At 69.1% G+C, this 17,373-nt stretch carries 17 protein-coding genes; 16 read left to right on the top strand and 1 reads right to left on the bottom strand.

What is annotated here, in order from left to right; all coding sequences use genetic code 11:
- The 6 genes from thrC to B3I25_RS07045 all read left to right on the top strand — a co-directional run.
- On the top strand, nt 1-828 hold an 828-nt coding region (thrC, locus tag B3I25_RS07070), incomplete at its 5' end, for a threonine synthase (RefSeq protein WP_286738416.1).
- 95 nt (nt 829-923) lie between these two features.
- Nucleotides 924-1,886, top strand: coding sequence for a homoserine kinase (gene thrB / locus B3I25_RS07065; RefSeq protein WP_286738558.1), 963 nt, complete (start codon nt 924-926; stop codon nt 1,884-1,886).
- A gap of 291 nt (nt 1,887-2,177) precedes the next feature.
- A complete protein-coding gene (gene rho, locus B3I25_RS07060; RefSeq protein WP_286738415.1) occupies nt 2,178-4,304 on the top strand; it encodes a transcription termination factor Rho in 2,127 nt (708 codons plus the stop codon).
- Nucleotides 4,305-4,352: 48 nt separating this feature from the next.
- The gene (gene prfA / locus B3I25_RS07055) at nt 4,353-5,459 is read left to right on the top strand and encodes a peptide chain release factor 1 (protein WP_064845335.1); all 1,107 of its coding nucleotides are present in this window, start codon (nt 4,353-4,355) and stop codon (nt 5,457-5,459) included.
- 6 nt (nt 5,460-5,465) lie between these two features.
- Nucleotides 5,466-6,332 carry a peptide chain release factor N(5)-glutamine methyltransferase gene (prmC, locus tag B3I25_RS07050; RefSeq protein WP_098054778.1) on the top strand — a complete coding sequence of 289 codons (867 nt, stop codon included), beginning with the start codon at nt 5,466-5,468 and terminating at the stop codon, nt 6,330-6,332.
- A gap of 109 nt (nt 6,333-6,441) precedes the next feature.
- Entirely contained in the window at nt 6,442-7,470 is a 1,029-nt protein-coding gene (locus B3I25_RS07045; RefSeq protein ID WP_286738414.1) for an L-threonylcarbamoyladenylate synthase, read from the top strand.
- 127 nt (nt 7,471-7,597) lie between these two features.
- On the opposite strand, the gene B3I25_RS07040 is transcribed toward B3I25_RS07045, so the two are convergent.
- Nucleotides 7,598-8,566: an NAD-dependent epimerase/dehydratase family protein gene (locus tag B3I25_RS07040; RefSeq protein ID WP_085106384.1), complete on the bottom strand. Its 969-nt coding sequence runs from the start codon at nt 8,564-8,566 to the stop codon at nt 7,598-7,600.
- Nucleotides 8,567-8,810: 244 nt separating this feature from the next.
- On the opposite strand from B3I25_RS07040, the gene B3I25_RS07035 reads away from it, so the two are divergent.
- From B3I25_RS07035 to B3I25_RS06990, 10 genes are all read left to right on the top strand, one after another.
- Nucleotides 8,811-9,743: a glycosyl transferase gene (locus B3I25_RS07035; RefSeq protein ID WP_206398965.1), complete on the top strand. Its 933-nt coding sequence runs from the start codon at nt 8,811-8,813 to the stop codon at nt 9,741-9,743.
- The gene (locus tag B3I25_RS07030; protein WP_064845331.1) at nt 9,730-10,587 is read left to right on the top strand and encodes a glycosyltransferase; all 858 of its coding nucleotides are present in this window, start codon (nt 9,730-9,732) and stop codon (nt 10,585-10,587) included. The genes B3I25_RS07035 and B3I25_RS07030 overlap by 14 nt, the downstream gene beginning before the upstream one ends.
- Before the next feature lie 26 nt (nt 10,588-10,613).
- Nucleotides 10,614-12,572, top strand: coding sequence for a polysaccharide biosynthesis protein (locus B3I25_RS07025; protein ID WP_286738413.1), 1,959 nt, complete (start codon nt 10,614-10,616; stop codon nt 12,570-12,572).
- The gene (locus B3I25_RS07020; protein ID WP_206398966.1) at nt 12,569-13,699 is read left to right on the top strand and encodes an MraY family glycosyltransferase; all 1,131 of its coding nucleotides are present in this window, start codon (nt 12,569-12,571) and stop codon (nt 13,697-13,699) included. The genes B3I25_RS07025 and B3I25_RS07020 overlap by 4 nt, the downstream gene beginning before the upstream one ends.
- Nucleotides 13,696-14,289, top strand: a complete 594-nt coding sequence (locus tag B3I25_RS07015; RefSeq protein ID WP_286738412.1) for a hypothetical protein — start codon at nt 13,696-13,698, stop codon at nt 14,287-14,289. The genes B3I25_RS07020 and B3I25_RS07015 overlap by 4 nt, the downstream gene beginning before the upstream one ends.
- Entirely contained in the window at nt 14,286-14,666 is a 381-nt protein-coding gene (locus tag B3I25_RS07010; protein WP_064845328.1) for a hypothetical protein, read from the top strand. The genes B3I25_RS07015 and B3I25_RS07010 overlap by 4 nt, the downstream gene beginning before the upstream one ends.
- 30 nt (nt 14,667-14,696) lie before the next feature.
- Entirely contained in the window at nt 14,697-15,488 is a 792-nt protein-coding gene (gene atpB / locus B3I25_RS07005) for a F0F1 ATP synthase subunit A (protein WP_064845326.1), read from the top strand.
- A gap of 113 nt (nt 15,489-15,601) precedes the next feature.
- The gene (gene atpE / locus B3I25_RS07000) at nt 15,602-15,802 is read left to right on the top strand and encodes an ATP synthase F0 subunit C (protein ID WP_035964663.1); all 201 of its coding nucleotides are present in this window, start codon (nt 15,602-15,604) and stop codon (nt 15,800-15,802) included.
- A gap of 49 nt (nt 15,803-15,851) precedes the next feature.
- Nucleotides 15,852-16,403, top strand: a complete 552-nt coding sequence (locus B3I25_RS06995; RefSeq protein WP_286738411.1) for a F0F1 ATP synthase subunit B — start codon at nt 15,852-15,854, stop codon at nt 16,401-16,403.
- 38 nt (nt 16,404-16,441) lie between these two features.
- Nucleotides 16,442-17,215: a F0F1 ATP synthase subunit delta gene (locus B3I25_RS06990; protein WP_231885432.1), complete on the top strand. Its 774-nt coding sequence runs from the start codon at nt 16,442-16,444 to the stop codon at nt 17,213-17,215.
- The last annotated feature ends 158 nt before the right edge of the window (nt 17,216-17,373 follow it).

The following is a 17,373-nucleotide window of genomic DNA, read 5'->3' as shown; positions in this document are numbered from 1 at the left end:
GCGTACGCCAAGCAGGCCGGGATGCGCAGCGCGGTGCTCGTGCCGGAGGGCAAGATCTCCATGGGCAAAATGTCCCAGGCCGTGGCCCACGGCGCGGACATCATCCAGATCGACGGCAACTTCGACAACTGCCTGGAGGTCGCGCGCAAGCTCTCCGAGTCCTACCCGGTCTTCCTGGTCAACTCCGTGAACCCGTACCGGATCGAGGGTCAGAAGACCGCGGCCTTCGAGGTCGTGGACACACTGGGCGACGCCCCGGACATTCACGTGCTGCCCGTGGGCAACGCCGGGAACATCACGGCGTACTGGAAGGGCTACCGAGAGTACGCGCAGGAGACCCCGGCCACCTCGGGTGAGACCCTGTCCGCGGTGTCCACCCGCACGCCCGCCATGTGGGGCTTCCAGGCGGAGGGTGCCGCACCTCTCGTGCTGGGCCATCCCGTGACGGAACCGGAGACCATCGCGACCGCGATCCGGATCGGCAACCCCGCGTCCTGGGACACGGCCATCGCCGCGCGTGACGAGTCCGGCGGGCTCATCGACTCCGTGAGCGACGTCGAGATCCTCGAGGCCCACCGCTGGCTCTCGTCCCGCGAGGGCGTGTTCGTGGAACCGGGCTCCGCGTCCGGAGTGGCGGGTCTGCTCAAGAAGGCCCGGGCCGGGGAGGTACCCACGGACGCGACGATCGTGGTGACCGTCACGGGCCACGGCCTGAAGGACCCCCAGTGGGCGATCAAGGGCGCCGAGGCCGAGGACCCCACGGCCGCCGAGCCCAAGCGCGTGGCCTTCGACGTGGTCTCCGTGGCCTCGGCCCTCGGCCTGGAATGACCGGCTCCGCCGTGAATAACGCACCGTTGCACGCCACCCGCACCGACACGCCCGACACCGACAGCGCACCCCGCACCGGGAACGTGCCGGGCGCCATCACGCCCGTGGGTACCACCGTGAGCGTGCGGGTCCCCGGCTCCACGGGCAACGTGGGCCCGGGCTTCGACTCGCTCGGTCTCGCGCTGGGTCACTACGACACCGTGACGCTCACGCGCATCGAGCGCGGACTCGAGTTCGACCTCTCGGGGGAGGGCGCGGCGGGCGTGCCGCGCGGTCCCGAGCACCTGGTGATCCGTGCCATGCAGGCCGCGTTCGACGCCGCCGGGGCCGGTGAGCTGCCCCCGCTGCGCTTGCGCGCCCACAACGCGATCCCGCACGGCCGGGGCATGGGCTCCTCGGCCTCCGCGGTGGTCGCCGGTGTCCTCGCGGCCAACGCGCTGCTCCCCGCGTCCCACCGGCTCTCACCGGATGCGGTGCTGCAGGTGTGCTCCCACATGGAGGGACACCCGGACAACGTGGCCCCCACCCTGCTGGGTGGTCTGACGATCTCGTACGAGGACGAAGGTCGTTTCCACAGCGTGCCCGTGCGCGTGCACCCGGACGTGGTCCCCGTGGTCGCGGTGCCCGACTTCGAAGTCGCCACGTCGGTGGCCCGCGGGCTGCTGCCGGAGATGATCGCGCATCGCACGGCGGCCGTGAACGCCGGCCGCGCGGCGCTTCTGGTTGCGGCCCTGGGCGAACGGCCCGAGCTGCTCGTGCCCGCGACGTTCGACCTGCTGCACCAGCCCTACCGCGCACAGGCCATGGCACCGAGCTGCGAGCTCATGACCCGATTGCGCGACCTCGGTCACGCCGCCCTGATCTCGGGTGCGGGCCCCACCGTGCTCACGCTCGCGAACGGCGCGGAGCACGCTGGGCGCGTGGCTGCGGCGATCGAGGAGATCGCGGCGGACGCGGCGTCGCCGGCGCACGAGTACCAGGGGCGGACGGTGACGTGGCGTGTTCATGTCCTGCGGGTGCCCGAAGAGGGTGCTAAAGTGAGCGTATCCACGCAATAGGCCCCGGGTTCGCGTCCGTGCCGGACAGTGCAACCCCGCAGCCGAGCCTCGTGCGCAGTTCCTCAACGCAGGTGTTCGACCGCGTCGCCTCTCTGCGATCCTCTTCCGCGTAGACCAGCCACCTCTGTAATGTGGCGTCCCGGCTCCGCGGGAGATTCGGGGGACTTCATTGCTGATGACGCGCGCCTCCGGCGCGCACTTTCGTGGCCCGCCGCGGGTGGCCCACACCATCATCGTCGGGTTGCTGGTGATCTGAGTGCCGCAACCCCCATCGAGTCAGAAGGAAGCTTCGTGACAGAAACCACCGCCCCCGAACAGGGAACGGACACCTCGAACGCCCAGAGCACCGGTCTGTCCGGGCTCAAACTCGCGCAGCTGCAGGCCCTCGCGGCCCAGTTGGGCATTACCGGCGCGCGTCGCATGCGCAAGTCCCTCCTGGTCGAGGCCATCGAGGCCCACCAGCGCGGGGGCGTCGTCGCCGAACGCGACAAAGCCGTGGAGGCCAAGATCGAGCAGACCGCTCGCAAGGCCTCCCAGCGCCACTCCTCCGACGCTCCGCAGTCGTCCTCCGCCGACGCCGCTCCGGCCGCCGCGGACGCGGACGCGGCGTCGGCGGACTCCTCCTCGAAGCCCCAGGAGGGCTCGGAGAGCGAGAACGGCGAACAGAACGTCCCGCCGCAGAGCGGTTCGCGCCGTTCCCGGCGCGCCACGGCCAGCGGCACCGGTGAGCACGGGCGCTCCGGCCAGGACCGTTCCGCCCAGAACCAGCAGGACAAGGACCAGGCGGAGAAGGGCCGGGACGAGTCCGGGCAGGACTCCGCCCAGGGCTCTGACGACTCCGGCAACGAGTCCGGGCGCGGTCAGCGCAACCAGCGCGGTCGCCGCAACGAGAAGTCCGAGCAGAACGGCTCGTCCCAGGACGAGAACCGGCGCGAGAACAAGCAGGGTCAGTTGGACGGTTCCCGCCACGCCAAGAACCAGAAGGATTCCAAGGACAACGGTCAGGACCGGGACAACCGCCGTGACTCCAAGGGCCAAGGCGGTTCCAACGATTCCGGTGACCCCAAGGACGGCGGTCAGGACAACCAGAACCGCAACGACCGGCGCAACCGCAACAACAACGATCGCAACAACGACGGTGAGGGTAACTCCCGCCGCAACCGGCGCAACCGCAATCGTAACGACCGTAACGATCGCAACGATCGCAACGAGCGGCGCAACCGTCGCAACCGGCATAACGGTCCGGACGTGGACGACGTCGAGATCACCGAGGACGACGTCCTGCTGCCCGTGGCGGGCATCCTGGACGTGCTCGACAACTACGCGTTCGTGCGCACCTCGGGCTACCTGCCCGGCCCCTCGGACGTGTACGTGAGCCTGTCCCAGGTCAAGAAGAACAACCTGCGCAAGGGCGACGCGATCGTGGGTGCCATCCGTGCTCCCCGCGAGGGCGAACAACACAACAACTCGCGCCAGAAGTTCTCTGCGCTCGTGCAGCTGACCACGGTCAACGGCCGCAAGCCCGAGGAGAACAAGGACCGGGTCGAGTTCAACAAGCTCGTCCCGCTGTACCCCCAGGAGCGGCTGCGCCTGGAGACCGAGCCCAAGAAGATCGGTCCCCGCGTGGTGGATCTCGTGGCCCCGATCGGCAAGGGCCAGCGCGGTCTGATCGTTTCCCCGCCCAAGGCCGGTAAGACGCTCATGCTGCAATCGATCGCCAACGCGATCACGACCAACAACCCCGAGGTCCACCTCATGATGGTGCTCGTGGACGAGCGCCCCGAAGAGGTCACGGACATGCAGCGCACGGTCAAGGGTGAGGTTATCGCCTCGACCTTCGACCGGCCTGCGGACGACCACACCACGGTCGCGGAGCTCGCGATCGAGCGGGCCAAGCGCCTGGTGGAGATGGGCATGGACGTGGTGGTCCTGCTGGACTCCATGACCCGCCTGGGCCGCGCGTACAACCTCTCGGCACCGGCGTCCGGCCGCATCCTCTCCGGTGGTGTGGACTCCGCCGCGCTGTACCCGCCCAAGAAGTTCTTCGGCGCCGCGCGCAACATCGAGAACGGTGGCTCGCTGACCATCCTCGCGACCGCGCTCGTGGAGACCGGGTCCAAGATGGACGAGGTCATCTTCGAGGAGTTCAAGGGCACGGGCAACATGGAACTGCGCCTGTCCCGTCAGCTCGCGGACCGGCGGATCTTCCCGGCCGTGGACGTCAATTCCTCCGGTACCCGCCGCGAGGAGAACCTGCTGTCCGCGGACGAGATCAAGATCATGTGGCGGCTGCGCCGCGTGCTCTCCGGTCTGGAACAGCAGCAGGCCCTGGAACTGCTCACGAGCAAGCTGCGGGATACCCAGTCCAACACCGAGTTCCTGCTGCAGGTCCAGAAGACCACGCTGGCCGGTCACTAGGAACCCGCGAGCACCGCGTTCCACCCGTCGATCCCAGGAGAGCACCGTATGTCCGACCCCGTTCAGCCGCTGCTGGATGAGCACGCCGAGCTCCAGCGCGCCCTGGCGGATCCCGCCGTCCACGCGGACGCGAGCAAGGCCAGGAAACTGGGTCGGCGCTACTCCGAACTCAACGGCATCGTCGAGGCGCATCGCCGGGTGGAACGCATCTCCGAGGACCTGGGCGCCGCGCGCGAGCTCGGGAGCGTGGATCCCGAACTCGCCGCGGAGGTCAAGCCCCTTGAGGACGAGCTCGTCGTGGCGCGCGAGGAACTGCGCCGCAAGCTCATCCCGCGGGACCCGGACGACGGCCGCAACGTAATCCTCGAGGTCAAGGCGGGTGAGGGCGGGGACGAATCCGCCCTGTTCGCCGGGGACCTACTGCGCATGTACATGCGCTTCGCGGAACAGTCCGGGCTCAAGACCGAGATCCTCTCGTCAACCCCCACCGAACTGGGCGGCTACAAGGACGTCCAGCTCGCGGTCAAGGGGTCCTCCTCCGATCCGGCCGAGGGCGCGTGGGCCCGGTTCAAGTACGAGGGCGGGGTGCATCGCGTGCAGCGGGTGCCCGTGACCGAGTCCCAGGGGCGCGTGCACACGTCCGCTGCGGGGGTGCTGGTCTTCCCCGAGGTGGACGAGCCGGACGAGATCGACATCAACCAGAACGACCTCAAGATCGACGTCTACCGGTCCTCGGGTCCGGGTGGGCAGTCGGTGAACACCACGGACTCCGCGGTGCGGATCACGCACGTCCCTACGGGCATCGTGGTGTCCATGCAAAACGAGAAGTCCCAGCTGCAGAACCGTGAGGCGGCCATGCGCGTGTTGCGCGCCCGGTTGCTCGCGCACCAGCAGGAACAGATCGACGCCGAGAACGCCGCGGCCCGCAAGTCGCAGGTGCGCACCGTGGACCGTTCGGAACGCATCCGCACCTACAACTTCCCCGAGAACCGCATCGCGGACCACCGCACCGGGTACAAGGCCTACAACCTGGACCACGTCCTGGACGGCGCATTGGAACCCGTGATCGCCTCCGCCGTGGAACTGGACGAGAAGCACCGGTTGGAACAACTGGGTCAGGACTCCGCGCAGCACGGGTCCGCGGGCGGGAAGTAACTTCCCGTGGCCACGACTCTCGCCCAGGCGATCGCGTGGGGCCGGTCCCGGTTGCTTCGCGCGGGTGTGGCCTCCCCGGACGTCGACGCCGTGTTGCTCGCCGCCCACACGCTGGGCCTGGGCCGCGGGGACACCGAAGCGCGGGCCATCCTGGGCGCGCCGGAACCGCACGGGTACCGCGACCTCGTGGAACGCCGCGCACGGCGTGAGCCCCTGCAACACATCACGGGCACGGCCCCGTTCCGTAAGCTCGAGCTCGCGGTGGGTCCCGGGGTCTTCGTCCCCCGCCCGGAGACCGAACTGCTCGTCCAATTGACCCTGGATCTGGTGCGCGTATGGCGCGGGGCCGGCGAGACCCACCCGGGGGTCATTGACCTCGGGACGGGCAGTGGCGCGATAGCCCTGGCCGTGGCGAGCGAGGATCCCGCGAGTAGGGTCACCGCCGTGGAACGCGAACCGGCCGCACTGGAATGGACCCGGCGCAATCTGGCGGGCTCCCGCGTGCGCTTGCTCGAATCCGACTACCGCGATGTCACGGTCGAGTCGGCGGGGCGGTTCTGCGTGGTCGTGACCAACCCACCCTACGTCCCGGACGGTGAGATCCCGGAGGATCCCGAGGTACGCGATTACGATCCACCCACGGCGCTGTACGGCGGGGACGAGACCGGGATGACGTTCCCGTGCGCCGCGATGGACACCGCCGTGCGGATCCTGCGTCCGGGCGGTTCATTCGTCATGGAACACGCCGAGTCCCAGGTCGCGGCCGTCGCCCGCGCCCTCGAGGACCGGGGGTTCCGGGACATCCGCACGCACCACGACCTGACCGACCGCCCGCGGGCCACGACCGCCACGCTGCCGGGGCCGGGGGGCTGAGAGACCGGGGCGCCGCAGCGCCGTCGTGCCGGGAGACGTACCGTGAATGGGACGGCCGGGTGCGCGGAGCACGGGAAGAACACGAAACACGTCAGCAGAGGAGTTGCTCGTGAGTGAGATCCGATCCTGCGGGACCCCGCAGGAACTCGAAGCGGCCGTGACCGAGGCCGCGGGCGTCGTCGCGGACGGCGAATGCCTCGTGCTGCCCACGGACACCGTCTACGGCATCGGCTGCGATGCGTTCTCGGCGCCCGGTGTCCAGGGACTGCTGGGCGCCAAGGGCCGCACGCGGGAAATGCCCCCGCCCGTGCTGATCGCCCGCCCCGAGGTGATCGACGGCCTCGCGGACCAGATCTCCGACGACGCCCGCGCGCTCGCGCAGGCGTTCTGGCCCGGCGCCCTCACGATCATCTGCTGGGCCCAGCCCACCCTGGGCTGGGACCTGGGGGAGACCCATGGGACAGTGGCACTACGCGTCCCCGACGACGCCGTGACCCGCGCGGTCCTCGAACGCGTGGGTCCCATGGCCGTGTCCTCCGCCAACCGGACGGGGATGCCCGCCGCGCGCACCGCCGAGCAGGCCCGCGAGATGCTGCAGGACCGCGTGGCGCTCTACCTCGACGACGGTCCGCGGCCCGCGGGTGAGGTCCCCGCCGGTGCGCAGGACGTGGCCTCGACCATCGTGGACTGCACGGGGGAGACGCCCGTGGTGCTGCGCCACGGCGCGATCACGCTGGCGCGGCTGCGCGAGGTCGTCCCGAACGTGGACGGCGGCACCGAACCGGCAGCTCCGGCGACCGGTGAGAGCCCGGAGGCGGCCGCTGCAGCCGGCGGTGCCGGCGCGGCGGTCTCGGACGACGACGCCGCGGCGTCGACACACTCCGCGCGTCAGAACCCCGAAGCGAATGCACCGGAATCGTTCGGCGAGGGCGCGGCCCTCTCGGCCGGCTCGACTCCCGCGGACGAGGACCTCGTGGCCGACCTGGTCCGAAGTTCCCCCGCGGAGGCCCGTCCGTTCGTGGACCAGGGACGGGAACGCACACCGGACACCGAGCCGCGCTGGGACGGGACCGGGGCACTGAGCATGGAGGAGGCGCAGCGGCTCGTCGCCGGGGAACCCGAGAACCACGGGGCCTGAACAACAGGTGCCTTGACGAGACGATCCCCGCACCATCCCATGACGGGTACGGTGCGGGGATCGTTCTGTCAGCGCGGGAGTGCTCCGGACCGGGCGCGGCCGCGCTGCGAAGAACCCAACGCGCGGCTCAGCGACCCAGCGCGAGGTGCGCCTGGCGCAGCACCTCCTGCACGTGGGGCTCGGGGAGCACACCGTTCTCGTGGGCCCACCCGGGGACCTGGCGCTGACCGAACCACGTGACCTCCAGGCGGCGGATGAGCCCGCCGTAGCGGTAACCGGCAGCGGCCGAGGCCGTGCGCGCGGTCGCGATCACCGCCCGGCACACCCAGGACGGCAGCTGCAGGGGGTGGCGGCGTCCGGCGTCGCGCAGCACGGAACCGGTAGTGGCGCCCTCCCACGGTTGCAGGATCACGGGGGGCAGGACCTCAGGGAACTCGCCCACGGCCACCGTGAACTGCGCGAGGGCGGTCACGGAGGTCACGGGGGTGGGGGCGGAGCCGTCCCCGGCGACCGAGCTCAGGGGCGAGGACGCGAACCGTGCGAGCATGCGCGTGGTGCGCCGCCCGCTGCCCATCACGGACGTCGCGCGGATGACGCTCAACTGCGGAGCGCCGGATTCCTCGCGCCATTGGGAGCGCAACCGGTAGAGCGCGGACTCGCCCAGGGCCTTGGAGAAGGAGTAGGGGGAGAACGGTGCGGTGCGGATGGACTCGTCCAGCACGGGTGCGTCGGCCTGCACGGACGCGGAACTCATGTGGATCACCCGGCGCACGCCCGTGCGGTGGGCGGCGAGCGCCACGAGGACGGGAAGCAGCGCGTTAGCCCCGGTCAGGGACTGCTGGTGCGTCTGATCGGGGGCGGCCAGACCGGCGGCGTTGACCACCACGTCCGCGCCGGCGAAGGAATCGGCCAGGTAGTCGATCACGGACTCGAGGCGGTGCGCGTGCTCAATGAGGTGGTGCACCGTGGTCGCGGGCGAGGCCAGTCGGGGGGTGGCCACCGGGGTGACCGGGATGTTCCGGGTCTGCAGGGCAGTGGTGATGGCGGAACCGATGAACCCCGTGGCCCCGAGAACGCGCCAGCTGTGAGCCGTCACTGTTGTGTCTCCTCCTGTGATGGTGTCTTCATCGTACGGTAGCGCCCCGGACCCGTTCTTGGTGGTCAGCCCGTGGTCGTCAGCACGGCACATCACCCGTGCGGGTGACGTCGAGGCGGCGTCAAGGTACGCGTTGATAGACTCCCGGAGTTCACCGGCGTGCCGGGCGCCCGCGCGAGCGGCTGCGCGTGCGCCGCGGTCGAGCACATCTTCCTTGCACATCACGAGTCGTCCCGGGGGCGCCATGACCGAATCCACCGCGCGGGCGAGCGACCGTCCGGACGCGAACGTGAGCGTCGCGTGCGTCACGCAGGACCGCCCCGAGGACGTCGCGGCGCTGATCGACGCGCTGCGCGTCCAGACCGACCCGATCGCGAGTCTGTGTCTCGTGGACGCCGGGCGCACTGCCCTGGACCAGGCCGCGCTGGGGGAGCGGATCGGGGGAGCCTTCACGCTGCACTACCGCCGCTCCGTGGCCAATCTGGGCGGGGCGGGCGGATTCGCGCTCGCCATCCTCACGGCGCTCGCGAGCGGCGCGGACCAGGTGTGGCTCATGGACGACGACGCCCATCCCGAGGACCCCGAGTGCCTACACACCCTGCGCGAAACAGCGCGCGAGCGGGGGCTCGCCGTGGTGTCACCGCTCATCGTGGCGCCCCAGGACCACGACGCCCTCGCGTTCCCGTTCCGCTTGGACGGTGGGATCACCCACCGTCGCGCGGACCTGGAACCGCTGGGCTTCATCGATTCCTACGCCAATTTCTTCAACGGTGCGCTCATGGACGAGTCCGTGTTCTTCCGGGTGGGGTTGCCGGACCTGAAACTGTTCCTGCGCGGGGATGAGGTCGACTTCCTCGTGCGCCTGCGCAAGAGTCGGCTGCCGTTCGGCACGGTCACGACCACGGCCGTGTCCCACCCGCCGGGCTGGGCCGAGGAACACGTGGTGATCCCCGGCAAGCTGCAGGTGTTGATCCCGCCGGGGGAGTTCAAGCAGCGCCACTTCTTCCGTAACCGCGGGTACGTCTCGTGGCGTTACAAGCGCGTGGTGCAACTGGTCGCGGACGCGATCGGCTACCCCGCCCACTACGCGCGCCGCCGTGACCTGCCCGGACTGGTGCGGTGGGCGCGGCTCTACGGCAACGGCATGCGCGGACGTGGTTTCGGTGGCCCTCGCTGACCCGCTGACCCCCGCGCAACTGCCGGCTCGGTTCTCGGTGCTGATCCCCGTGTACGCCGCGGACACCGCCGAGCGGATCCGGCGCGCGGTGGAGTCTAATTCGGTGGAGCAGACCCGCCCGCCCGCGGAGGTGCTGCTCGTCCAGGACGGTCCGGTGTCGGCGTCGGTCACGGCGGAGCTCGAGCGGCTCGCGAAAGAATCCCCGATCCCCGTCCGTGTGCTGCGGATCCCGGAGAACGGTGGCCTCGCCCAGGCGCTGACCGTTGCGTTGCCGCGGTGCGCGTACGACGTCGTCGCGCGCGCGGACGCGGACGACGTCTCCTACCCCCGCCGGTTCGAGAGGCAACTGCCCCTGATCGAGGACGGCGCGGATCTCGTGGGTGCGTCCATGCACGAGATCGGCGACGACGAGACTCGGCCCGTCGCGCTGCGCACAGCCCCCGTGGGCGCCGCGCGGATCGCCGCGGTGAGCCGATACCGCAACCCCATCTCCCACCCCACGGTCGTGCTGCGCCGCAGTGCCGCGCTCGCCGTGGGTGGTTACGAGGACGTCCCCATGGCCGAGGACTACTGGTTGTGGACGCGCATGCTCCATGCCGGCGCGGACGTGCGCAACGTGGCGGAACCGCTCGTGGGTTATCGCGTCTCCGCGGGCTCCTACGAACGCCGCGGCGGGTACCGCGTGCTGCGGGCCGAACTGACGTTGCAGCACCGGTTGCGCACCCTGGGCCACGTGGGGTTCCTACAATGGGCCGTGAACGTCATGGTGCGCGGCGGCTACCGATTCGTCCCCCTGAGGGTACGGGAAACGGCGTACCGGCTCATGGTGGGTCACCGCGACTGACCCGCACCCGAAAGGACTACGACTGCATGGTCACCCCCGCAAGCCCCACCCCCCGAGCGGACAAACCGGTCGCGTGGCTGTGGATCCAGATGATCTTGGATTCCGTCGCGTGGATCGTGGCGCTGTGGGTCGCGGCGTTCCTCCGGTTCGAGATGAACGTGGAGCTCATCTCCGTGGGGGGCGTGATCATCACGTGCGTGGTGGCGGTCGTGCTGCAACTGCTCGTGGGCTTCTCGTTCGCCCTCTACAAGGGCCGGTACTCGTTCGGCAGTTTCGAGGAGGCCAAGCTGCTCGTGGTCGTGACCGTGATCGTCACGGCACTGCTCGAGGCCGTCCTGCTGGTCTTCGGTGTGGCCCTGTGGATCCCGCGCTCGCTGGGGTTCATCGCGTTCCCGTTCGCGTGCCTGCTGATGGCCGCATTCCGCTACCTCAAACGCATGTACCAGGAATCCACGGCCAAGCCGGGTGAGCAGGCGCAGAACGTGGTGATCTTCGGTGCGGGCGCGCTGGGCACGTTCCTGGTACACCGCATGATGCAGGACCCCGCCTCCGGTTTCCTGCCCGTGGCCCTGCTCGACGACGACCCCGCCAAGAAGCACCTGCGCATCTCTTCCGTCCCGGTCATGGGCACGCTGCACGACGCCGCGTCCGTCCTGGAGCACACGCGCGCCGGCGTGCTGATCGTGGCCGTCGCGGACGTGGACCCCCGCACCATGCAACGCGTCTCGGAAGCCGTGGAGGGCACCGGGACCCGCGTGATGACCGTCCCGCCCCTGACCGAGATGCTCACCGGCGCAAACCAGAGCGTGGACCTTCGTGACATCTCCATGGAGGACCTCATCGGACGGCGGCCCGTGGACATCCACGTGGAGGCCATTGCGGGGTACGTGACCGGCAAGCGCGTGCTCGTCACGGGCGCGGGTGGGTCGATCGGTTCGGAACTGTGCCGCCAACTCGTGGGTTTCGAACCCGCCGAGCTGATCATGCTGGACCGTGACGAATCCGGATTGCAGGCCACACAGATCTCCATCACCGGGCGTGGCCTGCTGGACGGCAACGACACCGTGCTCTGTGACATCCGCGATCCGGACGCTCTCACCCGGGTGTTCCAGGACCGCCGGCCCCAGGTGGTCTTCCACGCTGCGGCGCTGAAGCACGTGTCCCTGCTCGAGCAGTACCCGGACGAGGCGTGGAAGACCAACGTCATGGGCTCGCTGCACGTGTTGAGCGCCGCGGCCGCCGTGGACGTGGACGTGTTCGTGAACATCTCCACGGACAAGGCCGCCAACCCCACCACGGCGCTCGGTCACTCCAAGCGCGTGGCGGAGAAACTCACCGCGTGGATGGGGGACCGCACGGGCAAGCGCTACGCGTCCGTGCGCTTCGGCAACGTCTTCGGTTCACGCGGGTCCATGCTGCCGCTGTTCGCGGAACAGATCCGTCAGGGCGGGCCGATCACCGTGACCCACCCGGATGCCACCCGGTACTTCATGACCATCCCCGAGGCGTGTCAGCTCGTGATCCAGGCCGGTGCGATCGCGCACGGGGGAGAGGTACTCATCCTGGACATGGGGGAGCCCGTGCGGATCCTGGACATCGCCCACCGGTTGCGGTCGATGTCCGGGCGCGAGGACATCAGCATCGAGATCACCGGGCTGCGCCACGGTGAGAAGCTGCACGAGGACCTCATCGGCACGGGTGAGACCGACGAGCGGCCCTTCCACCCCAAGATCTCCCACGCCAAGGCCGAGCGCCTGGATCCCGCGAACCTGGACCGTCACGTGTGGAAGGTGCGCGGCGGGATGATGTTCACGGGGTCCATCCCGCAGGTCGTGATGAGCACCCAGCCCAAGGTCACGGACTTCTCCGTGCCGCGCGCCGCCGAGTGCGCACCGGCCACCGGACTCCGCGCCGAGGACGCGGACGCTGACGGTGCGGACGGCGACGCCGCCGAGGGACACACGGGCTGGAGGCGCCACGCATGAGCACCGTCCTCGTGTCCACCGCGTTCCTGCCCGCCCACGGCGTACCCACGGCCCCCGCGGTCGACACCGGCCCCGCCACTTTCACGGACGGCCAGGCGCTGAACCTGTTGTTGGCCCTCGCCCCGTGGACACTCGCCGCTGCCTTCGTGCTCTCAGTGCTCTTGCCGTTCGCGGTCAAGCCGTTGCTACGCCGGTGGGGCGTGATCGACATCCCGTCCGACCGGTCCTCGCACTCGCGGCCCGTACTGCGCGGGATGGGACTCGCGGTGGCCATCGCCCTGATCCTCACGTACGGGCTGTCCCTGGGGTTCGGTCTGATCCCCGTGGACCGCTCGCTCGCCCTGTCCGTGCTCGCCATGACCGCGGCCAGCGCGGCCCTGGGCTGGGCCGAGGACTACCGCGGCGTGTCCATCGGAGTCCGGTTGGGCATGCAGGCCCTCGTGGGCGCGCTCGGGACCGCCGCCATGATCGTGGCCCTGGGCATCCCCGCGTGGTGGTGGCCCGTGGGTGTGCTCGCGACCGTGGCCTACGTCAACATCGCCAACTTCATGGACGGTATCAACGGGATCTCCGGGCTGCACGGCGGCGTGGTGGGGCTGTTCTACGCGTGGGCCGGTGCGGCAAACGGGATGCCGTGGATGGTGTGCGCGGGCCTCGCGCTCGCCGGTGCGTTCCTGGGCTTCCTACCGTGGAACCTGGGGCGCGGCACGGTCTTCCTGGGCGACGTCGGCTCCTACGTCCTGGGCGGTGCCATCGCCGCGATCGCGATCGGCGCGTTCCTCTCGGGCGTCTACGTGGAGTACCTGCTGTCCCCGCTGCTGGTCTACCTCGCGGACACCGCCGTGACGCTCGTGCTGCGGATCCGCCGCGGGGAGGTCTGGTACACACCGCACCGGCAGCACGTCTACCAGCGCCTCACGGACGTGGGCCTGTCCCACGTGCAGTCCGCCGCGGTGGTCACGACCGCCACGGCGTGCGTCAGTCTGATCTCCCTCTACGGTCTACGGGCCGCGGGCACGGGTTCCGTGCTCGCCGGTGTGGCTGTGGTGCTCGTGATCGTGCTGTACCTCGTGTCCCCGGTGCTGCTCGCCCGCGCCCGGAGCACCGCACGGAGTTTGCGCCCGTGACCCCTGACCGCGCTCCGCGTTCGTCGGAGGAATCCGCCGCGCACGACGCCGCCCGCTCCCGCCCCCCTTCCTACGCCCGGGGTGTGCGGGCCGGGGCCGTCATGTTCCTGATCCTGGGTGTGATTCTGCTTACACTTTCAGCCGTCGTGGACATGCTCTCGGCACCGCGCTCGGCGCTGCTCGGGGCGGGGATCATCGCGGTCAGCTCCGCAGCCACCGCCCTCGTGGCGGCTCAGATGTACCGCGTGGCACCGGCGGCCACGGCTCCCGCGCTCGCCGCGCTGTACCTCCTCAAGGTGCTCGTGCTGGGCTGGTTCCTGCTGTTCCTGGGGGCCCCGCCGTGGCTCGCCCCGCGCGTGTTCGCCGTGACCGTCCTGGTGTGTCTCGTACTCGCCCTGGCCAGTTTCACCGTGCTGACCCGCGGTGTCACCCGGCAGGACGCGCCCGAGCCCGCACCCCACGCTGCGTCGTCGGCCGTCGAACACGCCCACGACGACGCCGCTGCCGCCCCGTCCGTCCCTCCCGCCCGTGACTCGAGTGGCGGCCGGGCGGGGCACGACCGACCCACTCACGAAAGGCGAACGCCATGAGTTCCGCACCGAACGAGCCGGGAGACCGGCGCCCCAGGGACCTGCGGGGGATGTCAACGCGCATGCGGGACAACGCGCGCAAGGAAACCCTCCACACCGCGGGGGAGCTCGTGGAGCGTGGCGGTCTGGGTGGTGGGATCGCGGTCCTGCTGTACATCGTGGTCGGTGCGGTGTTTTGGAGTTTGGTAGGCTGGTTCCTGGATCACCTACTGGGAACTCGGTGGATTGTGATCGCGGGAGCTGTCTTCGGGGCGGCCGCCGGGGTGTACCTCGGTTATCTTCATATGAGGGACGCCTTGAACCGCAGTACCGCCCCGCAAAAGACCCCGTCGGAGACGAAGAAGTCATCCGGCATGGGCCCCGAGCCCAGAGTGTGACCGGTCTGGATACCGCAGAAAGGACCTGTATTGAACCCCGCCCTGAGGATTCCGGCCGAATTCGTGGCCCCGTCCACGGAAGATGCGCATCTGCCCCCGTTCTTCGAAGTGGGTTCCTTCGCCCTCGGTAAGCACTCGTTGCTGATCCTGTTGTCGGTGGTTCTGATCGCCGCGTTCTTCATGTACGTGGTGCGGCGGCGAGCGCTGGTCCCCACCAAGGGCCAGTACCTGGGTGAGATGGGCTACGGGCTCGTGCGTAACCACCTGGGTCGCGACATCATCGGCGAGAAGGACTTCCGCCCGTTCGTGCCCCTGCTGTTCACCTTCTTCTTCTTCATCCTGGTGAACAACCTCTTCGGGTCCATCCCCGTCCTGCAGCTGCCCACGTTCTCGCACCCCGGCACCGCGTACGTCTTCGCGGCCATCGCCTACGTCGTGTGGGTCGGGGTCGGCATCAAGCGCCACGGTCTGGGCCACTTCATGGCCAAGATGACCATGCCGCCGAACGTCCCCAAGGTCCTGTACCTCATCCTGATCCCGCTCGAGTTCCTCTCGAACATGATCATCCGCCCCGTGACCCACGCACTGCGTGTGTTCGCCACCATGTTCGCCGGCCACATGGCCATCATGGTCGCGGCGGCCTTCATGGCGTACCTCGCCACCGAGGTGGGCGGCGCCCTGGGCATCGGCGGCTCGATCTTCGGTCTGGTCCTCGGACTGTTCATCTACTTCCTGGAGGTTCTGATCCAGATCCTGCAGGCCTACATCTTCACCCTGCTGTTCGCCGTGTACGTACAGGGCGCACTGCAGGAGGGGCACTAGCCCCACGAAGGAGCGCGACCTCCGGGCCGCTCACGTGACCATCGACCATTCACGGTTTCCCGTAATGGCACCATGGCCCGCTCCAGCGGGCACCCAGAAAGGAAATATCCATAATGGAAGGTTCGCTCAGCGTTATTGGCTACGGTCTCGCTGCCATCGGCGGTGGCATCGGTGTGGGTCTCATCTTCGCGGCTTACATGCAGTCCGTGGCCCGTCAGCCCGAGTCCCAGCGCGTGATCCAGCCCATGCTGTTCATGGGCTTCGCCGTGGTCGAGGCGCTCGCCATTCTGGGCTTCGTCCTGGCGCTGCTCTAAGGGCTCTCCCTTTCGCACTCGCCCTAACTAGAGAACAGGAATCGCGCTCATGAACGCAATGGTGTTGGCAGCTGAAGAGGGGCAGAGCCCTCTGCTCCCCAACGGCTGGGAAATGCTGATTACCTTTGTGGGGTTCGCAATTCTGCTCTTCATCGCGTACAAGTTCATCGTCCCGGCGTTCGAAAAGGTCTTCAGGGACCGCGCTGACGCCATCGAGGGTGGACTGGCCAAGGCCAAGGCTGCTCAGGCCGAGGCCAAGGCCGCTCGCGACGAGTACAACCAGCAGCTCGAAAGTGCCCGGCTCGAGGCCCAGAAGATTCGTGAGGAAGCTCGCTCCGAGGGCGAGAAGATCCTGGCGGACTTCAAGGATCGCGCCAACCTCGAATCCGCGCGGATCACCGAGAACGCGCACAAGGCCATTGAGGCCGAGCGTGCGGCCGCTGTGGTCTCACTGCGTGACGAGGTGGGCACTTTGGCAACACAGCTCGCGTCCAAGATCGTCGGGGAGTTCTTGAACGACGACGATCGCGCCAACCGCGTGGTCGATCGTTTCCTGGCTGATCTCGAGGCCGAGCAAGGTCGCACGGGAGCTGCACGGTAATGGCAGAAGCATCGAACGAACCCTATCGTCCGCTCTCCGTGGACGTTGACCGCTGGGCATCTGCCGCGAGTCCCGAGATCGCACACCAGTTGTTCGAGATCCTGGACATCGTGGACGAGAACGGCGCACTGCGCCGCGCTCTCACGGATCCCTCCCGGCCCGCAGAGGACCGCGCCCGGTTCGTGCACACGCTGCTCGACGGCCGCGCGCACGAGGTGGCCGTGGACGTCGTCGCCGAACTCGCATCCCAGCGCAGCGCCACCGAGCGCCAGCTGGGTGACGGGATCGAACGCACGGCCGTGTTGTTCGCGGCCGCGTCCGCCGAGAACCGCGGCGGCGTGAACGCGCTCGAGACCCTCGTGGACGAACTGATCCGGTTCAAGTCCGTACTGGATCACTCCACCGAGGTGCAGAACGCGTTCTCGGACTCGCGCGCGAGCGCGCAGGCCAAGGTCACCCTGGCCCGTCGTCTCATGACGACGAGCTCGGAGGAGGTGTCCTTGCTGATCGAACGCGCGGCGAGCGAACCCCGGGGCGCACTACCCGGTCGCCTGCTCGGGCACTTTGCCGAGTGGGTCGCGGACCGTCAGCAGCGCTGGATCGCGCGGATCACCACGGCTCGTCCCCTCCGGGAGGACCAGACGGAGAAACTGCGCCAGGGTCTGAACCGGCTGTACGGACGGGACCTGAAGCTCACCACGGAGGTGGACCCGTCGTTGGTGGGTGGCCTGCGGGTGCAGGTGGGCGAGGAGGTCATCGACGGATCGGTGACCCACCGGCTGGAACAGTTGCAGCAGCGGATCGCAGCCTGATCCCCGCGCGCAGCGGGGATCGCGGGGAGTCGGTCGATGCCGGCATCTCGTCACGTTGCCCCCCGACCGCTGGGGCGGCCGCACGGCGATGGGGCAACGCATCGCGACAAGTACAACCGTGGTCATGGCTCGAGCGATGATCACAAGACGTAGAGAGC

Source organism: Kocuria sp. UBA1838, assembly GCF_002338785.1.
GTDB classification, from domain to species: Bacteria; Actinomycetota; Actinomycetes; order Actinomycetales; family Micrococcaceae; genus Kocuria; species Kocuria marina.
Note: the sequence above shows the minus strand (reverse complement) of the source record. Positions and strands in the feature narration are given on the sequence as shown.